The organism is Neorhizobium galegae (assembly GCF_017877055.1).
GTDB classification, from domain to species: domain Bacteria; phylum Pseudomonadota; class Alphaproteobacteria; order Rhizobiales; family Rhizobiaceae; genus Neorhizobium; species Neorhizobium galegae_D.
Window position 1 is genome coordinate 152,734 of record NZ_JAGIPG010000007.1, and the last position, 20,256, is coordinate 172,989.

The following is a 20,256-nucleotide window of genomic DNA, read 5'->3' on the forward strand; positions in this document are numbered from 1 at the left end:
TAACACATCCCCCTTGGAGCCAGCATGAACAAGACAACTATTGTCACTTGGACCGGCCAAATCCTGCTTGCCGCGTTTTTCGGCTACGCCGGCTGGACGAAGCTGACGCAGACTCCGGAAGCCATGGCCGCGATGGGCTGGAATTGGACCCTGGAAGTTCCGACCTGGCTGATTACAATGATCGGCTCTGCAGAGAGCTTGGGTGCGATAGGCCTCATTTTACCTGTCGCACTTGGGATCCTCCCTTGGCTGACGACAGTTGCAGCCGCGGGTTTGGCCCTCCTACAATGTGCAGCGATCGCCTTTCATGTCTCTCGACAAGAGTTTTCGGTTCTGTGGCTCAATGTGATTGTCGTCGCGATCATTGCCTTGGTTCTGGCGGTACGCTTACGAACACGAGGCCCTCTTTTTAGACGTCCCGCATAAGCAAGGTCCTTTTTGGTCGAAAAGCTGCCGCCGCATGACAGTTCTCGGAGATTTCCTCCAACCGCCGTTATCTAATCATCGACGGAAGGCCCGATTATGTGGCCTCCCGTTGTCTCCACTCAGGGCCGCACCACGTGCCGCACAGACCGGTGCTTGAGCTAGGCGGCGGCGATCAACATCTCAATAAAGGCGCGAACAGCCGGATTGGTGCGTCGGCTTTGAGGCCAAACCGCAGTGACATTGTGTCTCTCGACGGCAAATTCAGAAAGGATCGGCGTCAACCGCGCGCGCTTGACCCAGGCGGTCGCGGCAAAACTTGTGGCCATTCCTATTCCCGCGCCGGCCGCGACTGCGGTCATGACGCCTTCGCTTGCATCGACAACGATACCCGATGACGGAACGATTTCAACCTCACGCTCCCCTACCCGGAACGGCCATCGAAAAAGCTGGCCGGTGTTTTTGTAACGTAAATTGACCGTCTCGTGCTCCACCAACTCGTCAGGATGCCGCGGAGTACCATGTTCAGCCAAATATTCAGGCGATGCGTAGCAGCACAGCCGATGCGGAGACAGACGCCGCGATAGGAGACGCGAGTCGTCAAGTTCGCCGATGCGGATAGCTAGATCAATGCCTTCAGCGATAAGGTCGATCATCTGATCACTGAGACGCAAGTCAATCGTCACGCTTGGGTACCGCTTCCTGAACTCCGCAAGGGCTGGAGTGATGACATGCAGGCCGATTGGAAGCGACGCTGCAATTTTTAAGTTGCCGGAGGGTGCGGCGCGGGCGGCCTTTGCCACTTGCTCGATTTCTTCTGCATCGCGCAGGAGGCGAAGTGCCCGCTCATGCAATTCTCGCCCCTCGGTGGTCAGCGTCAGCGAGCGTGTCGTGCGGGTGAACAGCGAAACCCCGAGACGTTGTTCAAGGCGCTGGACGCTCTTGCTGACGGCTGAGGGGGAAATAGATAGTGATCGGGCCGCGGCCGTATAGCTTCCCAAAGACCCCGCTTTTGCAAACGCGATGAGACCCGTCAATCTGTCCAAACCGATTTGTTCCGTCATGGAACTACTAAACGGAAATGCAGCCTGATTATCAATATCAGGACTATTCCTTATTTGATTGGAGACAACGGAATTTCACAGACGAGGTTACAATGACTGAGATGATGAAGGCAGTCCGACTGCACGAATTCGGTGGCCCCGATGTTTTAGTTTATGAGGACGCTCCTCGACCCGTGCCAGCGAGTGGCGAAGTGCTCGTCCGTGTCCACGCGGCCAGCCTCAATCCACCGGACTTTTATTTGCGTGACGGCTATCGGGCTCTGCCTCCCGAATGGCGGCCCAATGCAAAATTTCCGCTGATCCTTGGCACCGACGTATCCGGGCTCGTTGCAGCAACGGGCGAACAGGTTACGCAATTCAGTGTTGGGGATGAGGTCTACGCCATGGTCCGCTTCCCGGACGACCTGATGAAAGGGAGTGGCGCTTATGCTGACTATGTGAGCGTGCCCGCATCGGAACTCGCAAAGAAGCCATCGGGGATCGATCACCTCCACGCGGCCGGCGCGCCGATGTCAGCTCTTACAGTCTGGCAGTTCCTCGTGGAGCTTGGCCATGATGCACCCAACCCCTTCCAGCCATTTCCTCATGCCCCGATCCCGCTTGAGGGCAAACGTGTCCTGATCAATGGCGCAGGCGGGGGCGTCCGCCACCTGGCGGTTCAGGTTGCGAAATGGAAGGGTGCCAATGTCACTGCGGTCGCCTCTGGGAAGCACGAGACGCTTCTTCGCGAACTCGGCGCAAGCCAGTTCATCGACTACACCAAGACTTCCATCGAAGCAGTCGGACAGGATTTCTATCTGGTAATGGATGCCGTTGGTGGCCCGAACATTGAACGCTTCTTGAGCGTTATCAGGCCGGGTGGGGCTCTCTTCCTCGTCAATCCGTTGGGCTTCTCCGGCCAGGAGGACGCTGCGAGGCGTGGGATTACCGTCTCATCCACCCAGGTCCGATCAAATGGCGCGCAACTGGCTGAAATCGGTCGATTGCTCGACGACGGCGCAATTCGAGTCGTCATCGACAGCGAGTTTCCATTGGCGGAAGCATCTGCTGCCCATCAGCGCGCTTCGCAAGGGAGCATTCAAGGCAAGATCGTACTCAAGGCGGTTTGATGACGCCAGGTCACATGAGTGCGGTCACCCCACTGAAGGCTCTACAACTAAGGCAGGCATGATGCTGATAGTAACAGGATATATGCACACCGATCCGACTGAGGTTCCGCAATTTCTTGCGGAACTGAAGGTTCTTGCGATCGTGACGAGACAGCGGCCCGGAAACATCTCTTATGATGCGGCACTTGACAATCCCGAGACGGGTAGGCTGCTGATCACGGAACGCTGGGCCGATCAGGAGGCGCTGAGCGCTCATCTTGATGCGGAGGAGACCAAAGCTTTCGTTGCGCGGTGGCAGGGACGCATGCGGGGCGATGTGAGGAAGTTTGACGCTTCGAATGAAAGGGGCTTGCTGGATTGAAGAATTGTCTCGGTCGCCTGGCCGGGCCTGTTCAAGAGGGTATTAGACGTTGACCATGATTGCTCATCCGAGCCCACGGGAGGCCAAAGGACCTGCATCTGCAGCGGAGTTGATCCCACAAGAACACCTACATCGGCCGCTTATTCACTGACATCCCGAACGGTTTTGCGCTACCCGAACAGCCTCGCTTTAGCAGATTGCCCCTTGGCCGACTTTGATTGCATCGAGTTCGCGCATTGCATCCTCGTCAAGCGTCACTGAACCCGCGGCGCAGTTTTCCTCGAGGTGGGCAACGCTACTCGTTCCTGGGATGAGCAATGTATTTTCAGATTGCTTCAGTAGCCAAGCCAAACCGACCTGCGAGGGCGTCGCACCCAACCGATCTGCCACAGCGATCACTTCGGGCTGCTCGGTCACTTTCGGCATGCCCCGAACAGCACCGCCCAACGGGAAAAAAGGAACCCACGCTAAGTTGGTCTCCGCACAAAATCTGAAGACGTCCTCAAACTCCCGGTCCACAAGGCTGTAAGCATTTTGAACGCATGCGATACCGGCCGAAGAGGCCCGGCGCACGATGTCCAAGCTGACGGCGCTTAAACCGATGGTCGCAATTTTCCCTTCTTCGCGCAATGCCACCATCGTGGCGATCTAATCTTCGATGTCGACAAGCTGGTCCCCTTTCGCAATATGTGGACCGATATCAGCGCGACGCAGGTTAACCAAAGGGATCTGCTCCAGGCCGAGACTTTTCAGGTTTCTTTCAACGCTCGCCCGCAATTCCTCGGGTCGCTGAGCGAGCCTGATCGGAGATCCCTGACCCGGATTCGGATCGGCGCCGAGCTTGGTCGCGACCACGACATCGGGTTCGCCTCGAAGCGCATCCCGCAGCACATGATTTACGAAGCCGTCACCGTAGAATTCGGCCGTATCAATATGATTGACGCCGAGCGCGATAGCCCGCTTCACAAGTGCAATTGCAGCTTCGCGATCACCAGAACTATTTCGAAGCTGCATTGCGCCGTATCCCACGCGCGCGACGGAATACCGCGCAAAATTGACAGTTCCACCAAGTGACGTCGGGTGCGAGGTCTGGGTCATACGAGTGTCCTGTGCTAGGAATTACAAAACGGAATGTCCTCCGTTTCCAAATCATTAAACGGAGGCATCTCCATTTGTAAAACCAATTGCGACCCCGGGCAGATGCCGCACGGAACGCGGCGCGGCTCATTGCCGCCGCACGCGATGCGTTTCTGGCTGGCGGAGATAAAGTCCCTCTAGAACGGATCGCCACGATCGCCGGTGTCGGGATCGGCACCCTTCATCGACACTTCCCAAGCAGGGATCATCTGGCGGAGGCCGTCTATCGCTCCGACCTCGACGAACTGATCGCGGGAGTTCCGGAACTTATAAGCAAGACCAGTGCGCTTGAGGCGCTGCAAATATGGCTATCGCGATACATTGATGTCGCGCGAAGCCTCGACCTCAGTCACCTAGAAACGCATAGATGGAGCGCTCGCCTCCTTTATCTCTGCAGGATCTGTCGACGGCTCCATTAGGGACGATGTTCGGTCAGACGATCTCACCGTGGTTCTGTCTGGCGTTGTCGCGGCCGCGAGCTTCTCCGCTGACATAGAGCAGTTACGCCGGCTGTTGGCGATCGTGGCGACAGGGGTCAGGCGGTCCACCATCGACTGACAAATCGCCTAGGGTAAATCGGTCAACCAGAATTATAGGTTATCGATGGTAGTTGATCTGGAGTCGCAAATCCCCTCCCCATTATCTCTCTGAGGCCGAGTTCCCCAACGATCCGCCGCGCCGCCTGCGGCGTGACGTCGAGCATTTTCGCCACCATCCCGGCCGAATGTCGCGTCAGGCTGTATGACGGTCGTTACCTCCTTGATAAGGACGCAACATAGGCCAGCGTGAGCGCAAAACATTCGGACGGCTTCGAGAAAATCGGGAGATCAGCCTAGCCGCCGTCATGCAAATCTAGCCGGAGCGCCTCCTAGGCCATGCCACGCCACGGAACCAGCTTCTTCTCGAGCCAGCGCATGGCAAACTCGAAAACCACTGCGAAGAAGCCTATCACGAAAATGCCCATCAGCACGATGTCGGTACGCAGGAAGTTGGAGGCGTTTAGCACCATCTGGCCGACACCTGTCGAGGCCGCCACCATTTCGGCGGCCACCAGCGTCGTCCAGCCGACGCCCATGCCGATCCTCAGCCCGACCAGAATGTCGGGAAGCGCTGCCGGTAGGATGACGAAGCGGAGAAGCTGAAGGCGACTGGCACCCAGCGCCCGCGCAGCGTTGATCTGGTCGGACGAAGCGGCAAGCACCCCGGCGCGCGCAGCCAGCGCCACCGGCGCGAAACAGGCGAGGAAGATCAGCAGCACCTTGGACGTCTCGCCGATGCCGAACCAGATGATCACCAGCGGCAGGTAGGCGAGCGGTGGCAGCGGCCGGTAAAACTCGATGAAGGGGTCGAGCATGGCGCGAATTGCGGGACTGATGCCCATGGCAAGGCCGACGGGAATGCCGATTAGGGCGGCGAGGACAAAGGCGAAGATGACCCGGAAAAGGCTCATCGCCACATGCTCCGTCAGCGGCGCGCCGTCAATTCTGCCGTCGATCGCGTCTGAAAAAGCCTTCAGCACCGTCTCCGGCTTTGGCAGGAACAACTGCTTCACCAGACCGAGATGAGTTATGATCATCCAGACGGCCAGCATGAACACGACCATCAGCAGACTGATCAGGCCGATCTGCACACCACTGAGCGGACCCGCCCGGCGCCGCGCCCTTGCGGCCTGCTTCCGGACAGGAACAGTTGCCGCGACCGGATGGCTTGTTGGGAGATCGCTCATGCTGCTGCATCCTGTGTCATCCCGTCACCCTTGTGGATGGCGGCAAGCACCTCCTCGCGAACGGCGATGAAGTCGGGCGAAGATTTCACCGCCCGCGCATTGCCGCTGTCGAGGAACCGCCTGCTGAACTCCAGCGGCATGATCCGGGCGATCCGGCCGGGTCGCGGCGTCATGATGATCAGCTTGGTGGCGAGGAAAATAGCTTCCTCGACGTCGTGGGTGATGAAGAAGGCCATCTTGCTGGTCTTGGCCCAGACGCCGAGGATCAATTCCTGCACCTGCTCGCGGGTGAAGGCATCGAGCGCGCCCAGCGGCTCATCCATCAGCAGCATACGCGGATCGGCCGCCAGCGCCCGGGCGATGCCGACACGCTGCTGCATGCCGCCCGAAAGCTCGTAGATCTTCTTGTCGGCAAAACCGTCGAGGCTGACGAGATCGAGCATGTGGCGGGCGCGCTTGAGCCGGTCCGCCCTCGGCATGCCCTGCATGCGCAATCCGAACGCCACGTTCTCGACGACCGACAGCCACGGCATCAATGCGTGGCGCTGGAAAACCACGCCGCGATCGGCACCCGGCCTGGTCACCGGGTTTCCGTCTATCAGGATCGTGCCGTCGGTTACCGGCTGGAAACCGGCGATGCAGGAGAGAAGCGTGGTCTTGCCGCAACCGGAGGCGCCAAGCGCCACCACGAACTCGCCAGGCTCGATATCGAGATCAATGCGCGACAAGGCGACCGTGCCGCTTTCGCCTTCTCCGTAGTGGACGCTGACATTGCGTATCTGAAGCATCATGCCTCACTCCTTGAAAAGACTGCGCCGGACCGACGTGATCGGTCCGGCCTTGGAAAACTCGGCTTACTTGGCAGCCGCCTTCACATATTCGTCGGTGACAAAGGCCGCGTAATCGGGCGCGAGGTCGGTAACACGGCCCTGTTCCTTGAGGAATTCTGACGTCGACTGCAGTGCCTTAGCAGCGCCGCCACCGAGCCATGCGGCAGATGCCTGTTCCTCGAGCGGCAGGAACTTGTAGGCCGCCATGCCGGCCGGAACATCGGCCGGGCTGGCGCCGGTCCATTTGACGACGGCCCGGACTTCGGTCGACTCCGGCGTCCATGAGGCCTTGTTCTTGGCATAGTCGGCATCGGAGGCGGCCAGCAGCTTGACGAATTTCGTCATGAACTCGGCATTGGCACCGGCAAACTCGTCGGTGACGACGATACCGTCAAATGTTGCCTTGCCCTTGACCGCGAAATCGCCGGCACTGGCAATGACAGTGCCGCTTTTTTTGGCGACATCGAGAACCGGCGCCCAGATAAACGTCGCGTCGATATCGCCCCGCTCCCAGGCGGCGGCAATTTCCGGCGGCCGCATGTTGAGCAGCTTGACGTCCTTGGAGGAAATCCCCGCCTCGGAAAGCGCGTACATCAGCTGGTAGTGCGAGGTCGACACGAACGGCACAGCGACCGTCTTGCCCTTCAGGTCGGCGATCGTCTTGATGTTGCTGCCGTTGCGGACGACTAGCTGTTCGGCGTTGGCGATGTCGTCGAGGATCCAGAACAGCTTGATCGGCAGGCCCTGCGACGCAGCCGCCGCAACCGGCGAAGAACCGGCTTCGCCGATATTGACGTCGCCTGACGACATGGCGCGGATGACATCGCCGCCGCCACCGAATTTCACCCACTTGATCTTGTAGCCGGTCTCGGCCTCGAGCTTGCCGGACTCCATCAGGACGCGGATCGGCGTCATCATGTCCTGATAGGCGAATGTGACGCTCTTGTCCGCAGCCGAAGCGGTGACGGACACACCGAACACCACGCTGCACGTCACGGCCGCGGATACAAATGCTTTGCTCAGGCGGTTCATGAACTTCACTCCTAAAAGAGGACCGGATGGATGCCCGTATTAAGCGTGAAGCAATTGCCATGCCGAAAGAGCCAGTTGCAGCCAATTCGCCAGCGATCTGGCCCAGTGGATGCGCACTGGTCCCATCATTGATGTCGTCTGGCCCTGACCCACGCCGTCCCATTTGCCTAGACCGGTGTGCGGATATCGTATGGGAACCGCTCTGGTTCTGGAGGTTTCATGGAAACGCTGGCAATTGCGATGGCAACGATCGGCGCGGGGGCGTTCCGTGGCGTGACCGGCTTCGGGTATGCGATGGTCGCTTCGCTCGGCATTTCCGAAGCATTGATGCTGCCCGCCATCAGCGTGCCTTTCATCCTGCTCAACGACCTGCTGCTGACGGCCTTCACGCTCACGGATCGCAAACATGGCTCGGTCGACTGGGCCGCGGGCCGCATCCTTCTCGTGTCCGGTCTTTGCGGCGCAGTTTGCGGAGGGTTGCTGGCGGCACACCTCGACGGAAACACGGCCCGGATGATGGTCGCGATCGTCGTCGCCCTTGCGGCCTGCGTGGCGATGATCCGCAACCCGCCGCACTGGCTGGCCAGCCAACCATTCGGCATCCTGTTCGGTTTTGCCGTCGGACTGCTGTTGTCGGCCTTTGCTGTCGGCGGGCCACTGGCTGCCGCATGGCTGCTGGCCGGCGGAACGCAGAAACAGCATGTTCGCGGTACACTCGCGGTCTTCTTCGGCGTTATCGACATCGCCAGTCTCGTCAGCCGGTTCTTCATCGGCACGATCGATTGGCAGCTTGTGCAACTGCTTGCCTTCTATTTCCCGCTGACGCTCGCCGGCTTCGGTGTCGGCTTTTTCCTGTCACGCCGGAGATCACCGAACCTCTGGCATAGACTTTCCTCCGGCGGTCTGGTTCTGATCGCCGCCATCGGCCTTGTCCAAGCAATCGGCGCATTCCTTGCCGCTTGATCCCTCGAAAGGAACATATCATGTCGAAAATCGCGCTTATCACCGGCGCCACCTCGGGCTTCGGCCAGGCCATAGCCCGACGTTTCGTGGCCGAAGGCTGGAATGTCGTCGTGACCGGCCGCCGGAAGGACCGTCTCGATCAGCTGGTCATCGAACTGGGAGGAACAGCACGCGCTTTCGGGCTGTGTTTCGACATCCAGGACGAGGCTGCGACGCGCGATGCGATCCAATCATTGCCGTCTGGTTTTCAGGCGATCGATGCGCTCGTCAACAATGCCGGACTGGCGCTCGGCACCGGACCGGCCGACATATGTGATCTCGCCGAATGGAAAACGATGATCGACACCAACATAACCGGTCTCGTCACCATCACCCGGCTTCTTCTGGAAACGCTGGTTGCGCGCCGCGGCCTTGTGGTCAACCTGGCGTCGATCGCTGCCAACTGGCCTTATCCGGGCGGCAATGTCTATGGTGCCAGCAAGGCCTTCGTGCGCCAGTTTTCACTGGGCCTGCGCAGCGATCTGTCGAGCAAGAGCGTTCGGGTAACCTCGATCGAGCCGGGGCTTTCGGAAAGCGAATTCACGCTGGTGCGGACCGGCGGCGACCAGGCATCCTACGACCGGCTGTATCAGGGCGCCAATCCGCTGCAGCCCGAGGACATCGCCGAGACGGTCTACTGGGTCTCCAGCCTGCCGGCGCATGTCAACATCAACAGCCTCGAGATCATGCCCGTCAGCCAGTCCTGGGCGCCCTTCCAGGTCCACCGCGATCAGCCGGCCTGACCGAAATGAACAAGCGGCCGGCAGGTGTTGCCGAGCCCTTGTTCCGACGAACGAGATCGGCAAATCGTCAGCCGAACACTTTTGTCAGTGCCCGATCGACAGCGGAGGTGATTGTGTCGATGTCGGCAGCCGTCGCGATCAAAGCCGGGCTGAAGCACAGCGTGTTGTTCAGGCCCGGCAGCGATCTGTTGGTCGCGCCGATGATCACGCCGTCGGCCATGCAGGCACCGATGACCGCCTGCACCTGCTTTTCCTCGACGGGTATCTTCGACTGCCGGTCGCTGACCAGTTCCGCGCCGCAGAAAAGACCCAAGCCCCGGACGTCGCCGATCACGGCGTGACGCTCCTGCAATTCACGCAGGTTGGCGCGCATGCGTTCACCCATGCGGGTGGTGTTGTCCAACAGGTCTTCCTCTTCGATGATGCGCATGTTTTCGAGCGCCGCCACCGGCCCGGCGACACAGCCGCCAAAGGTCGAGATGTCGCGGAAATAGGACATCGGATCCGACGGGTCGTCCTTGAAGAGGTCGAAAACCTTCTCATTGGTGACGGTGCAGGAAATCGCCGCATAGCCGGAGGCAACACCCTTGGCCATCGTCACGAAATCCGGTTCAATGCCGAAATGCTGGTAACCGAACCATTTTCCGGTCCGGCCGATACCGCAGACAACCTCGTCGATATGAAGGAGAATGTCGTATTTCCGGCAGATCTCCTGCACCCGCGTCCAATACCCTTCGGGCGGAACGATGACGCCGCCACCCGCAGTAACCGGCTCGAGGCAGAGAGCGCCGATCGTCTCCGGCCCCTCCCGCAGGATGACCTCCTCGATGGCATCGGCGGCACGCTCGCCATAATTGGCGATGTCACCGTACTGGCTGCGGTATTCCAGGCAATGCGGCACCTCGAGGAAACCTTCGGGCAACGGCCCGTACTGTTCGCGCCGTTCCGGCTGGCCGGCGGCGGCAAGCGTGCCGAGCGTGGTGCCGTGATAATCGCGTTCGCGATAGAGGATCTTGTACTTCTGCCCGCCGTGATGGCGATGCGAGATCTGCCGCACCATCTTGAAGACCTTCTCGTTGGCCTCCGATCCCGAGTTCGAATAATAGACGCGGCTCATGCCGGGCATCTTCTCGATCAGCTTTTGCGCGAAAAGCGCACCGGCGACAGAGCCGGCGGAATTGGCGAAGTAATTGAGCTTGACCAGTTGATCGCGCACCACGTCGGCAATGCTTTCCCGACCGAAACCGACATTGACTGTCCACACGCCGCCTGAGAGCGCATCCAGATATTCACGCCCGGTCGCATCCCAGACCCGCATGCCGCGGCCCTCGACAAAAATGCGTGGATCGACGGTCTCGAACGTCTTGTGCTGTGTCAGATGGTGCCAGACGTGGGCGCGGTCGGCTTCGATCACGGCCTGAATATCGTTGGGTAATATCGCCGAATTCACGGGGCATCTCCTTGAATGTGGAGTGTTCGAATAACACGCGGTACAGGCCTTGTGACGACGTAACCCGCTTCTGGCACCATCGATTGTCCGTTCTGGACCCACGGCGTCACGGTCCGGTGAGGGTCGTATGGATCGATGCGGACGTGCGGCGTGGCGCTGATGGTGCAGCCGATGGCCGGGGCGGTTCGACGAATGGCGCCAGGCGCGACAACCCCGCTTCGAGGCGGTTTGCCGCGATGGACCCGAATCCGAGCCGGAAGAAACGGCGGCCCCGCGCCGGGTCGTGGAAAAAGATGTCGCCGGCTTCGACGAGGATGCCGGCCTGCCGGGCCGCTTCCATCATGCGTCGGGCATCAAAATCCTTTGGCCCCTCGATCCAGAAACTGGTTGCGCCCTCGCCGCGCGTCACCTTGCAGGAGGGCAGCAGCTGAGGAAGGCATTCGCCGATGATCTGCGCCCTTTGCAGCATCACCGTTCCGGTGCGGTTGAGATGCTGGCGGTAATGCCCCAGCGCGATGAAGTTTGCCAGGGCGCGCTGGTTGTTGGTCGGCGGATGACGCAGCATCAGCCGGCGCAGCACCCGCAGCTCGTCGATCACCGGCCGCGGCGCGACGATGTAGCCTACCCGCAGGCCCGGTGCGAGCACCTTCGAAAAACTGCCGACATAGATCACTCGGCCATCGCTATCCAGGCTCTTCAGCGATGGAATGTCGCCGTCGCTTTCGATCGAAAGATCGGCCTCGTAATCATCCTCTACGATCAGGACGTCGTCGGATCGGGCCGCCTGCAGCAACAGACGGCGGCGCTCGAGCGGCATCACGGAGGTCGTCGGGCACTGATGGCTGACCGTCAGGAAAGCTACGTCGCTGCGCGCGAAATCTGCATCGGGGATCACGCCGTGGCGGTCGAGATTGAGGCAGACCATATTCGATGTCGCAAGGCTGACCATGTTGCGCACATCGGGGTATCCCGGATCCTCGACACTGGCCGTCGTGCGGCGGCCAACCAGCAACTGCACGAGCATCGACAGGGCCTGCTGCGAGCCGATCGTCACGATGATCTCGCCGGCCCCGGCGAAGATACCTCGACGTGGCAGAACCTGGCTGCGCAACTGCTCGACGAGGTCCGGATCGTCGTCGTCAATCATGTCGCCCGCCCAGCCTTGGATCTCCTTGACGCTGGACGCCGCGCGCACGGCTTCGCGCCAGTTGTTGGTCGGGAAGAGCGCCGGATCATATTGCCCGAACAGGAACGGATAGGGATAGTCCATCCAGTCGCGCGGCTTGCAGATCTGCCGCTGGGCCGACGGCTGGATGGCGAACCGCGCCTGCCAATCACCGACGGAGCCCGACGGCTGATTGTTGACCACCGGCGCCGCTCCACCCGCCGCCACATAGATGCCGCTGCGTTCCTTGGAGACCAGGAAACCTTCGTCGGCCAGCAATTGATAGGCGGTGGTCACCGTGTTGCGGGCAACGCCAAGAAGGGCCGCAAGCTGTCTTGTCGATGGCAATCTCGTATTGCGACTGAGCACGCCGGTTTCGATCGCGTTGACGATCATCCGGCGGATCTGCAGGTTGAGAGCCTGCCCATCCTTGTTAAGCGCCCGGAACAGGCGCCGCCATGTGACGTCCGTGACTGTTTGCAGACGCTGGGGTTTTGAAGTCTTCATGACAGATCAAAAGCAAGGAACGGGCCAGTTGCCACCCCTAACGGCCGATGCTCAGCCTGAGGTTATCATCTCTGGCATTAATCGATCGGATCGCTCAAGGCAGCTGCCGTCAAACCATGATCAAAGCGCCTGACGGACACCTTCACACCGTAGTTCGAACGGAAAATTCGTTGGCCGGCGAAAAAATTCGATGACGCTACAGGCTTGCCAACAAAGCATGCCTGATTATGATTTGTGCATAAGAATCAATCGCTGATTTAACAGGCAGCGCCATCAATTCATTGGCCGGCAAAGAAATCTATATCCCATCAAAATTTTTTCGATTGGACAGCAGACGTCAAGGAAGCTGGATTGCGGGAACAACCGAAGCCGCACTTTTCCTCCAACAAACCCGAGGTAGCTGTGACACCTTCCGATTGCCTGACCCCCACCAGACGCAGTGTACTGATCAGCCTCGGCGCCAGCATTGTCGCGCTCACCTTGCCGCAGCGCACGCTGGCCCAGACGCCGACCCCTGTCCTGAAATTCGGCCTCTCGACCTTCCCGCCGACCATCAAGCCCTTCGACAACACCGGCGGCGCTGCCAACACCGTCAAGCTGATGCTGTACCGCGGCCTGATGGGTTACGACGCCAGCGGCACTCTGGTGACGGAACTGGCCGACAGCTTCTCGTGGACCGATCCGACCACTGTCGTTTTCAAGTTGCGCGCGAACGCAGTCTTCCATGACGGCAGCCCGGTGACGTCCGCAGACGTCGCCTTTTCGCTGAACGAGGTCACCAAGGAGGGTTCCACGGCCTATCTGAAGAGCGACCTCAAAATCATCTCGGCAGTTGAGGCGGTGGACGACAAAGCGGTAAAAATCACGCTAAAAGCGCCGAGCGCGATTTTCCTCGACCTGATGGCCAGCTATTGCTGCCCGGTCATTTCGAAGAGGAGCACCGACAGCGAGATCATCGGCGCCGGTCCGTTCACGCTGAAGGGCAGCGAAAAGAACGTCTATATCGAGGTTGCCCGCTTCAAGGACTTCTATCAGGCGGATCAGCCGAAGGTCGACGGCATCCGCTTCGTCGCCTATGCCGACGAAAATCTGCGTTATGCGGCACTCGAAGCAGGCGACGTCGACCTCATCGAATATCTTCCCTGGACCCAGTTCGACGCGGTCGAAGCTTCCAAGGCGCTGAAGATGAAGACCACGCTGGGACCGTTCATGTTCCTGCTGTTCAACGTCACCAGCGGCCCGTTCGCCAATCCAAAGGTGCGCCAGGCAGTCGGCTATGCGATCGAACGGCAGGATGTCGTCGATGCCGCCTTTGCCGGCCGTGGCGAGCCGCTTTTCGGTCTCCCCAACCCCCGAGGGTCCAAATTCGATCTGGCCGATCCGGCCCATGAATGGAAATACGACGTCGAGAAAGCCAAGGCACTGCTCGCCGAGGCCGGTTATGCCAACGGCTTCGAATGCCGCCTGCTGGCCACCGCAACCTACGGCATGCATCAGGACACTGCTTCCGTTGTTCAGGCCTATCTTGGCGCCATCGGCATCAATGCGACGCTCCATCTTCCCGACTGGGGCACACGCGTCACGGCGGGCAAGGAAGGCAAATACGACATCGCCGTCCACGGCACGTCGGGCAACTACAATGATCCGGATGCGCTCTGGTCGCTGCTCTATTCCGGCAATCCGTCCTACCTACAGTCCTTCGGCTTCAAGAGCGCCCGCATCGACGGCCTGCTCGAACAGGGCCGCAACCAGGTCGATCCGGACAAGCGTAAGGCGATCTACCAGCAACTGGTCGTCGCCTATTACGAGGAAGTGCCGCAGGTTCCGCTCAACTGGCGCATCCAGGCCTATGCGATGAAGCAGTCGGTCGAAGGGTTCGAACAGTTGCCCGGCTTCCTCAGCGGTTCATCAGGCTACGCACTCGACGAGACCAAATTCGCATAAGGAGCGCTTCATGCTGGCCTTCATCTCTCGTCGCATGGCAGCAGCTGCTGCCATGCTGCTGGTTATCGGCACGATCATCTTCTCGCTTCTCATCATTGTACCGGGCGACCCGGCCGAACTCCTGCTGTCGACGGGCGGCGGCTCCGCTTCCGCGGAAGCCATTGCCAATCTGCGGGCCAATATGGGGCTCGACCAGCCCGTCCTTACTCAATACGTAACCTTCCTCTACAACACGGCACGGCTGGATTTCGGCACATCGATCGTCGATAACGGCTCGATCTCGTCCGTTATCGCTCTGCGCCTGCCGCGCACGCTGGAAATCATCGTCGCCGGTACGATTTTTGCGCTGCTGCTGGCAATTCCGGCAGGCACGGCGGCGGGATTGCGGGCCGGTGGCAAGTTCGACATTGCCACGTCTGCCATCAACGCGCTCTTGACCTCCGTGCCGGGTTTCGTGCTCGGCACCCTGTTCATCTACTTCTTCGCGCAGATCCTGGGCTGGCTGCCGGCCGGCGGTTATGTCGCCTTCGCGACCAATCCCGCTCAACATCTGCAGATGCTGGTCCTGCCCTCGCTGACTGTCGGCCTGCACTTGGCCACGATCGTGTTTCGCATGACGCGGGCCAGCGTTCTCGAAATGCGCGGCCACGACTGGGTGCGCACCGCCGTTGCCAAGGGCCTTCGTCGCAAGCGCGTGGTCCGCCGGCACATCCTCTACAACGCGCTCGGCCCGATCATCACCGTGGTTGGCCTGCAACTCGGTATCCTTCTCGGCTCCACCGTTCTCGTCGAGTTCATCTACAACTGGCCGGGCCTCAGCGGCCTGCTGGTCTCGGCGGTCGAACAGCGGGATTACCCGACGGTTCGCGCCGTCATCCTGACCGTCTCCACCATCTTCATCGGTATCAATCTGGTGATCGATATCCTGTCATCGCTGCTAGATCCGAGGATCCGCCTGCAATGATGTCGGCCCGTAACTTTCCCAAGCGCATGCTCCTGCCAAGCGTCCTGCTGGCAGCACTGATCATCATCCCCTTTTCCGCTCCGCTGATCACCGCTGAAGACCCGATCAAAATCGCCGTCCGCTACCGGCTGGCGGCGCCGGACCTGCAACACTGGCTGGGACGTGACGAATTCGGTCGCGACCGGCTGGCCCGGGTACTTCATGGCGGACAGGTATCGTTGACCGTAGCCTTCGTCGCGACCACCATCGCCTTCATCATCGGCACGTTTTTTGGTCTGATCGGCGCCTATTTCCGCGGCCCCTCAGAATTCATAACAAGCCGGCTATCCGACATCGTCCTCTGTTTTCCGCCCATCCTGCTGGCGCTGCTGGTCGTCACCCTGTTCGGACCGGGGGCAGGCACGCTGGTGGCCGTGCTTTCCGTCCTCTATTTCCCAACTTTTGCGCGCATCACCTTTTCCGAAGCGTTGCGCGTTACCTCGCTCGATTTCGTCGAAGCGTCCCGCGCTCTCGGCACGCCGTCGCGCCGCATCGTGCTCGGCACCATCCTGCCGAATATCGCCGGCCCGTTGTCGGTGCAGTATTCGCTGACGGCCGCAGCGGCGATCACCATCGAAAGCGGTCTGTCCTTCCTCGGCCTCGGCGTCGTACCGCCGGCACCCTCCTGGGGACAGATGATCCGCGGTGCGCGGCAGTTCATGAACCAAGACCCGCTCGGCATCATGATCCCGTGCGCCGCCCTGGTGCTGACGATCTACGCGATCAACTTCTTCTGCGACCGCCTGCGCGACACGCTGGACCCGAAGGGCGCGTCCGGCAGCGGCATGGATGAGGTTTCCAAGCCGCTGGCCTTGGCCGACGCACCGGCCATCAGGGACCCGAACGTGGTTGCCGTCATCAACAAGCTGCGGCTCGAGACCACCCGCTTCGGAACACCTGCGGCCGTTATCGAAGACGTGTCGCTTACACTGCGCGCCAACGAGTGCACGGCCCTTGTCGGCGAAAGCGGATCGGGTAAATCGCTCTCGTCGCTGGCGCTGATGGGCCTCCTGCCTGGTGCGATCCGGCAGGCCTCCGGCACCTTGCAATTGCGACGCAAGACCGGGGAAGTCGTCGACCTCGGCTTTCTGGACGCGCGTACGCTCGAAAATATCCGCGGCAACGACATCGCCATGATCTTCCAGGAACCGATGACCTCGCTCAATCCGATCCACAAGATCAGCGATCAAATGATCGAGGCCATTCAGGCGCATCGGCCGATGTCGAAATCCGACGCCCGCGCCCATGCCATCCAGCTGTTGAAACGCGTCGGCATGAATGACGCCGAACGGCGGATCGACAGCTATCCGGACCAGATGTCGGGCGGCATGCGCCAGCGCGTCATGATTGGCATGGCGCTCACCTGCGAACCGCGCCTGCTGATCGCCGACGAACCGACCACCGCGCTCGACGTGACGATTCAGGCCGAGATCATAGAACTGCTGCAAACCTTGCGCCAGGACCAGGGAAACGGCCTCAGCCTGCTGTTCATCACCCACAATCTCGGCGTCGTCGCCGATATCGCCGACCGCGTGGCAGTGATGTATTCGGGCCAGATCGTCGAGGAAGGTCCCGCCAACCAGATCCTGCGCGATCCGCATCATCCCTATACACGCGCGCTCATCGAAAGCATGCCGTCCTCGCATGAAGGGCTGCACTCCACCGACGGTGACCGGCTTCCGGCAATTTCCGGCACGCCGCCGCTGCCGTCGGCCCGCCCTTCCGGCTGCGCCTTCCGTGACCGCTGTCCGATCGCGATGCCCACCTGCGCCGAAATCCGGCCGGTACTCTATCCAAGCGCCGATGGGGAGCGCGCCGTGCGCTGTCTGCGGGCGCCGGAAGCCCCGGCCGGCCTGATGAAGAACCACCAGACGGAGGCCGCATGACAGCCGCCCCCCTTCTCGACGTCCAGAATCTCGAGAAAAGCTATTCGATCGGACGGACCGGGCTTTTCTCCAAGCGATCCCTGAAAGTGCTGCACGATGTCAGCTTCAGCGTCGCGCCGGGCGAAGTGCTTGGCCTCGTTGGCGAAAGCGGCTCCGGAAAAAGCACGATCGGCCGCGCCATCCTGCGCCTGATCGACTCCCAGAGCGACGTGATGCGTTTTGGCGGGCAGGATCTGAACAGCATCTCGACGGTTCAGATGCGCAGCCTGCGCAAGGAGATGCAGATCATCTTCCAGGACCCCTATGCCAGCCTCAACCCGCGCAAGACCATCCGCGCGGTGCTGTCGGAAGCGCTTGATGCCCATGGGCTGCACAAGGGTGCTGCTCGCGGACCGCGCCTGATCGAACTCGTCACCCTCGTCGGGCTGGACCCGAGCTTTCTCGACCGGCGCCCACACGAATTTTCCGGCGGCCAGCGACAGCGCATCGGCATCGCCCGGGCGCTTGCCGTCGAGCCGAGCTTCATCGTTTGCGATGAGGCCGTGTCGGCGCTGGACGTCTCCATCCAGGCGCAGATTCTAAACCTTCTGGCCGACCTGCGTGCCAAGACCGGCGTCTCGCTGCTGTTCATCAGCCACGACCTTTCGGTGGTACGCTACATTTCCGACCGGGTGATGGTTCTCTATCTCGGCCGCGTCATGGAGGTCGGCCCGGCCGATCAGGTGCATTTCTCACCCAAACATCCCTATACGGCGGCACTTGTCTCGGCCGAGCCTAGTCTGCACCGCGAAAGCCGCCGTATCCGCCTGACCGGCGAGATCCCTTCGCCACTCGCCCTGCCCTCCGGCTGTATCTTCCGCAGCCGCTGCCCCTACGCCCAGCCCGCCTGTGCCGAAACCGTCCCGCCGCTGCAAACGGCTGGCGATCAGCATCAGTCGGCCTGTCTTAGAACTGACATCCTGTAAGGAAATCAACATGCTGACTGAAAAGATCAAGATCGCCGAACTGACCAGCGAAGAAGCCCGCCAGTTCCTCAACGACGACGCCGTTATCCTTTTGCCGATGGGCTCGCTGGAAGACCAGGGCACTCACGCGCCGATGGGCGACTATCTCGCGGCCGAAGCCGTGGCGCTCGACATTGCCCGCGCCGCGCGTGCCGAAGGCGTTCCCACCTTCATTGCCCCGGTGATCCCCTTTGGCGGCGCCGACTATTTCGGCTCCTCGCATGGCGGCATCGCGCTCAGCCAGTCGACGCTCGTCGCCCTCCTGAACGACATGTTTGCCAGCCTGGCCCGCCACGGCCTGACCAAGGTTCTAGTCATCAACGGCCATGGCGGCAATGTCAGCGCGATCAACGAGGTTTCCCTGAAATGGCGCCAGGCCAACGGCATGTTCGTGGCTTCGATGTATCTGTGGCAGATCAGCTATGAACTGCTGAAGGAGATCCTTGGGCCGGAAGCAGCTGCAAAGTCCTCCGGTCACGGCGGCGATCCGCTGACATCGGTCGGCCTGCATTATTACCCCGAAATCCTGCGCATGGATCTCGCCAAGGCGCCACCGAAGGGCCGGAAGGCGATGGGCGTGGATGTCGCGGGTTTTGCCGCGCTTAAATATGCCGGTGCCCGCCTGCAGGCACCGATCGAGGCCATGGAAACGGCGCCCCATGGCGTATGGGGCGGCGATCCGGCCTATTGCTCTGCCGAAACGGGGGCAGAACTGACCGAGCGCCTGGTCAAGATCGGCGCCGGCTTCATCCGCGACCACGTCTCCAAGCGCTTTGCCGCCTGATGACTTACCGTCTGGAATGCGGTGCCGTTGGGCGCCGCATTCCGGAAGAACATCCGCGGCATGCCCCGGGGATTCCTGAAGCGACCCGTTGGGAACTCAGGTCTTGCGAAAGCTGACATACCGCGGATGGGCTGCCACCCATTCCTCCGCAGCCTGTCGGGCCAGCTGAAATATCTGCTCGGTCTGCGCCTTGCGCGCCCTGTTCTGGTGGACGCAGCGGATATCGAGAGGAGCAAGCTGGACCGTGGTCGGGATCTCGACCAGCATTCCGGTGGTGATTTCCGGCTCCAGCGACACCAGAGGCATTGCCGAGGCGCCATAGCCGGCCCTGACCATCTCGCAGATGGTGGCCAGCGAATTGCCGGTGTGGCGGGAATTGGGGCGGCGTTTCGTCTCTTCGATCAGGTCGGCAACAGGCCCGAACAGCGGCGATGTATGCGGGTAGAGTACCAGCGGCAACTCGCGCAGTTCATCCGGTGTCAGAGGCCGGTTGATCTCGCCCACCACATCCGGCCGAGCCACCCAACCGACATGATACTGGACCGAAAAGCTGTCCACGATCTGCGGTAGTCCGGCTTCTCCGGTGACGAACGCCATGTCCAGCGCGCCGGACTTTACCATGGGTCGCAGATCGAGATTCGAGCCGGAATAGAAATCGACCAGCGGCGGGTCCGGCAGGGCGGCAATCTTGTGGCGCAAGGTGACCGCCCATGTCTGGGTGACCATGGAAACCACGCCGATCGTATAACGTCTTTTTTGCTTCGACTTCAGACGGCTGGTCAGCGTCTCACTGAGATTGAGAAAGGTCTCGGCATATTCGGCGACTTCATACCCCTGTTCAGTCAGAGTGAAGTCGGATTGGGCACGATCGACAAGCGGGATGCCCAGACTGTCTTCCAGCCCGGATATCCGCGCTGAAACAGCTGGTTGCGTTAAACCGATATGATCGGCAACGCGCTGATAGCTCTTGAGACGAGTGAGCCAGTAGAAGGCTTCCAGCTGTTTGAAATTCATGATCAGAGCCTAGATCAAAGCGATCAAAAATCTACATAAAGATTTTCTATGAAAGAGACAGGAATTTTTGCT

The 20,256-nt window shown here is 60.6% G+C and carries 19 protein-coding genes and 2 pseudogenes; 12 read left to right on the forward strand and 9 right to left on the reverse strand.

The features are described from left to right. The first annotated feature begins 24 nt into the window (after positions 1 to 24). The gene (locus J2857_RS29905; RefSeq protein ID WP_210013695.1) at positions 25 to 426 is read left to right on the forward strand and encodes a DoxX family protein; all 402 of its coding nucleotides are present in this window, start codon (positions 25 to 27) and stop codon (positions 424 to 426) included. A gap of 158 nt (positions 427 to 584) precedes the next feature. Here J2857_RS29905 and J2857_RS29910 read toward each other — a convergent pair whose 3' ends face one another. After that, the gene (locus tag J2857_RS29910) at positions 585 to 1,487 is read right to left on the reverse strand and encodes a LysR family transcriptional regulator (RefSeq protein ID WP_210013696.1); all 903 of its coding nucleotides are present in this window, start codon (positions 1,485 to 1,487) and stop codon (positions 585 to 587) included. A gap of 92 nt (positions 1,488 to 1,579) precedes the next feature. Here J2857_RS29910 and J2857_RS29915 point away from each other — a divergent pair, with 92 nt between their 5' ends. Both J2857_RS29915 and J2857_RS29920 read left to right on the forward strand, forming a co-directional pair. Next, a complete protein-coding gene (locus J2857_RS29915) occupies positions 1,580 to 2,596 on the forward strand; it encodes an NADP-dependent oxidoreductase (protein ID WP_210013697.1) in 1,017 nt (338 codons plus the stop codon). Between the two features lie 58 nt (positions 2,597 to 2,654). After that, a complete protein-coding gene (locus tag J2857_RS29920) occupies positions 2,655 to 2,957 on the forward strand; it encodes a putative quinol monooxygenase (RefSeq protein WP_245364029.1) in 303 nt (100 codons plus the stop codon). Between the two features lie 189 nt (positions 2,958 to 3,146). Here J2857_RS29920 and J2857_RS31185 read toward each other — a convergent pair. Beyond that, positions 3,147 to 4,055, reverse strand: a pseudogene (locus J2857_RS31185) (aldo/keto reductase). Positions 4,056 to 4,141: 86 nt separating this feature from the next. On the opposite strand from J2857_RS31185, the gene J2857_RS31600 reads away from it, so the two are divergent. Both J2857_RS31600 and J2857_RS31605 read left to right on the forward strand, forming a co-directional pair. Continuing rightward, positions 4,142 to 4,513, forward strand: a complete 372-nt coding sequence (locus J2857_RS31600; protein WP_210013700.1) for a helix-turn-helix domain-containing protein — start codon at positions 4,142 to 4,144, stop codon at positions 4,511 to 4,513. Then, complete coding sequence (locus J2857_RS31605; RefSeq protein WP_432420194.1) at positions 4,458 to 4,652, forward strand: hypothetical protein; 195 nt, start codon at positions 4,458 to 4,460, stop codon at positions 4,650 to 4,652. Before J2857_RS31600 ends, J2857_RS31605 begins: the two co-directional genes overlap by 56 nt. A 22-nt stretch (positions 4,653 to 4,674) precedes the next feature. Here J2857_RS31605 and J2857_RS29940 read toward each other — a convergent pair. From J2857_RS29940 to tauA, 4 genes and pseudogenes are all read right to left on the reverse strand, one after another. Beyond that, a pseudogene (locus J2857_RS29940) lies at positions 4,675 to 4,818 on the reverse strand (helix-turn-helix domain-containing protein); the annotation flags it as partial. Positions 4,819 to 4,962: 144 nt separating this feature from the next. After that, the gene (locus J2857_RS29945) at positions 4,963 to 5,820 is read right to left on the reverse strand and encodes an ABC transporter permease subunit (protein WP_210013701.1); all 858 of its coding nucleotides are present in this window, start codon (positions 5,818 to 5,820) and stop codon (positions 4,963 to 4,965) included. Continuing rightward, positions 5,817 to 6,608 (reverse strand): taurine ABC transporter ATP-binding protein, encoded by a 792-nt coding sequence (locus tag J2857_RS29950; RefSeq protein WP_210013739.1) that lies wholly within the window; start codon positions 6,606 to 6,608, stop codon positions 5,817 to 5,819. Before J2857_RS29950 ends, J2857_RS29945 begins: the two co-directional genes overlap by 4 nt. A 66-nt stretch (positions 6,609 to 6,674) precedes the next feature. Next, positions 6,675 to 7,682: a taurine ABC transporter substrate-binding protein gene (gene tauA / locus J2857_RS29955; protein WP_210013702.1), complete on the reverse strand. Its 1,008-nt coding sequence runs from the start codon at positions 7,680 to 7,682 to the stop codon at positions 6,675 to 6,677. 219 nt (positions 7,683 to 7,901) lie between these two features. Here tauA and J2857_RS29960 point away from each other — a divergent pair, with 219 nt between their 5' ends. Further along, complete coding sequence (locus tag J2857_RS29960) at positions 7,902 to 8,645, forward strand: sulfite exporter TauE/SafE family protein (RefSeq protein WP_210013703.1); 744 nt, start codon at positions 7,902 to 7,904, stop codon at positions 8,643 to 8,645. Positions 8,646 to 8,665: 20 nt separating this feature from the next. Beyond that, entirely contained in the window at positions 8,666 to 9,427 is a 762-nt protein-coding gene (locus J2857_RS29965) for an SDR family NAD(P)-dependent oxidoreductase (protein ID WP_210013704.1), read from the forward strand. A gap of 67 nt (positions 9,428 to 9,494) precedes the next feature. Here the strand turns inward: J2857_RS29965 and J2857_RS29970 are convergent, their stop codons facing one another. Both J2857_RS29970 and J2857_RS29975 read right to left on the reverse strand, forming a co-directional pair. Next, complete coding sequence (locus J2857_RS29970; protein WP_210013705.1) at positions 9,495 to 10,877, reverse strand: aspartate aminotransferase family protein; 1,383 nt, start codon at positions 10,875 to 10,877, stop codon at positions 9,495 to 9,497. Between the two features lie 106 nt (positions 10,878 to 10,983). Beyond that, complete coding sequence (locus tag J2857_RS29975; protein ID WP_210013706.1) at positions 10,984 to 12,549, reverse strand: PLP-dependent aminotransferase family protein; 1,566 nt, start codon at positions 12,547 to 12,549, stop codon at positions 10,984 to 10,986. A 402-nt stretch (positions 12,550 to 12,951) separates the two neighbouring features. Between J2857_RS29975 and J2857_RS29980 the strand changes: the two genes are divergently transcribed. Genes J2857_RS29980 through J2857_RS30000 form a run of 5 tightly spaced genes read left to right on the forward strand, consistent with a single transcriptional unit; the run spans position 12,952 to position 19,170 of the window. Beyond that, on the forward strand, positions 12,952 to 14,493 hold the full coding sequence (locus tag J2857_RS29980; RefSeq protein ID WP_210013707.1) for an ABC transporter substrate-binding protein: 1,542 nt from the start codon (positions 12,952 to 12,954) through the stop codon (positions 14,491 to 14,493). Positions 14,494 to 14,503: 10 nt separating this feature from the next. Beyond that, positions 14,504 to 15,457 (forward strand): ABC transporter permease, encoded by a 954-nt coding sequence (locus J2857_RS29985; RefSeq protein ID WP_210013708.1) that lies wholly within the window; start codon positions 14,504 to 14,506, stop codon positions 15,455 to 15,457. Next, positions 15,454 to 17,382 (forward strand): dipeptide/oligopeptide/nickel ABC transporter permease/ATP-binding protein, encoded by a 1,929-nt coding sequence (locus J2857_RS29990; protein WP_210013709.1) that lies wholly within the window; start codon positions 15,454 to 15,456, stop codon positions 17,380 to 17,382. The genes J2857_RS29985 and J2857_RS29990 overlap by 4 nt, the downstream gene beginning before the upstream one ends. Further along, the gene (locus J2857_RS29995) at positions 17,379 to 18,347 is read left to right on the forward strand and encodes an ABC transporter ATP-binding protein (protein ID WP_210013710.1); all 969 of its coding nucleotides are present in this window, start codon (positions 17,379 to 17,381) and stop codon (positions 18,345 to 18,347) included. Before J2857_RS29990 ends, J2857_RS29995 begins: the two co-directional genes overlap by 4 nt. A 10-nt stretch (positions 18,348 to 18,357) precedes the next feature. Continuing rightward, the gene (locus J2857_RS30000; protein WP_210013711.1) at positions 18,358 to 19,170 is read left to right on the forward strand and encodes a creatininase family protein; all 813 of its coding nucleotides are present in this window, start codon (positions 18,358 to 18,360) and stop codon (positions 19,168 to 19,170) included. Between the two features lie 96 nt (positions 19,171 to 19,266). Here J2857_RS30000 and J2857_RS30005 read toward each other — a convergent pair whose 3' ends face one another. Then, on the reverse strand, positions 19,267 to 20,184 hold the full coding sequence (locus J2857_RS30005; protein ID WP_210013712.1) for a LysR family transcriptional regulator: 918 nt from the start codon (positions 20,182 to 20,184) through the stop codon (positions 19,267 to 19,269). Positions 20,185 to 20,256: the final 72 nt, after the last annotated feature.

Bases quoted from the DNA above. Each gene is read 5' to 3' on its own strand.
- J2857_RS29905 (WP_210013695.1), top strand. From the start codon at position 25: ATGAACAAGACAACTATTGTCACTTGGACCGGCCAAATCCTGCTTGCC.
- J2857_RS29910 (WP_210013696.1), bottom strand. From the start codon at position 1,487: ATGACGGAACAAATCGGTTTGGACAGATTGACGGGTCTCATCGCGTTT.
- J2857_RS29915 (WP_210013697.1), top strand. From the start codon at position 1,580: ATGACTGAGATGATGAAGGCAGTCCGACTGCACGAATTCGGTGGCCCC.
- J2857_RS29920 (WP_245364029.1), top strand. From the start codon at position 2,655: ATGATGCTGATAGTAACAGGATATATGCACACCGATCCGACTGAGGTT.
- J2857_RS29945 (WP_210013701.1), bottom strand. From the start codon at position 5,820: ATGAGCGATCTCCCAACAAGCCATCCGGTCGCGGCAACTGTTCCTGTC.
- J2857_RS29950 (WP_210013739.1), bottom strand. From the start codon at position 6,608: ATGCTTCAGATACGCAATGTCAGCGTCCACTACGGAGAAGGCGAAAGC.
- tauA (WP_210013702.1), bottom strand. From the start codon at position 7,682: ATGAACCGCCTGAGCAAAGCATTTGTATCCGCGGCCGTGACGTGCAGC.
- J2857_RS29960 (WP_210013703.1), top strand. From the start codon at position 7,902: ATGGAAACGCTGGCAATTGCGATGGCAACGATCGGCGCGGGGGCGTTC.
- J2857_RS29965 (WP_210013704.1), top strand. From the start codon at position 8,666: ATGTCGAAAATCGCGCTTATCACCGGCGCCACCTCGGGCTTCGGCCAG.
- J2857_RS29975 (WP_210013706.1), bottom strand. From the start codon at position 12,549: ATGAAGACTTCAAAACCCCAGCGTCTGCAAACAGTCACGGACGTCACA.
- J2857_RS29985 (WP_210013708.1), top strand. From the start codon at position 14,504: ATGCTGGCCTTCATCTCTCGTCGCATGGCAGCAGCTGCTGCCATGCTG.
- J2857_RS29990 (WP_210013709.1), top strand. From the start codon at position 15,454: ATGATGTCGGCCCGTAACTTTCCCAAGCGCATGCTCCTGCCAAGCGTC.
- J2857_RS29995 (WP_210013710.1), top strand. From the start codon at position 17,379: ATGACAGCCGCCCCCCTTCTCGACGTCCAGAATCTCGAGAAAAGCTAT.
- J2857_RS30000 (WP_210013711.1), top strand. From the start codon at position 18,358: ATGCTGACTGAAAAGATCAAGATCGCCGAACTGACCAGCGAAGAAGCC.
- J2857_RS30005 (WP_210013712.1), bottom strand. From the start codon at position 20,184: ATGAATTTCAAACAGCTGGAAGCCTTCTACTGGCTCACTCGTCTCAAG.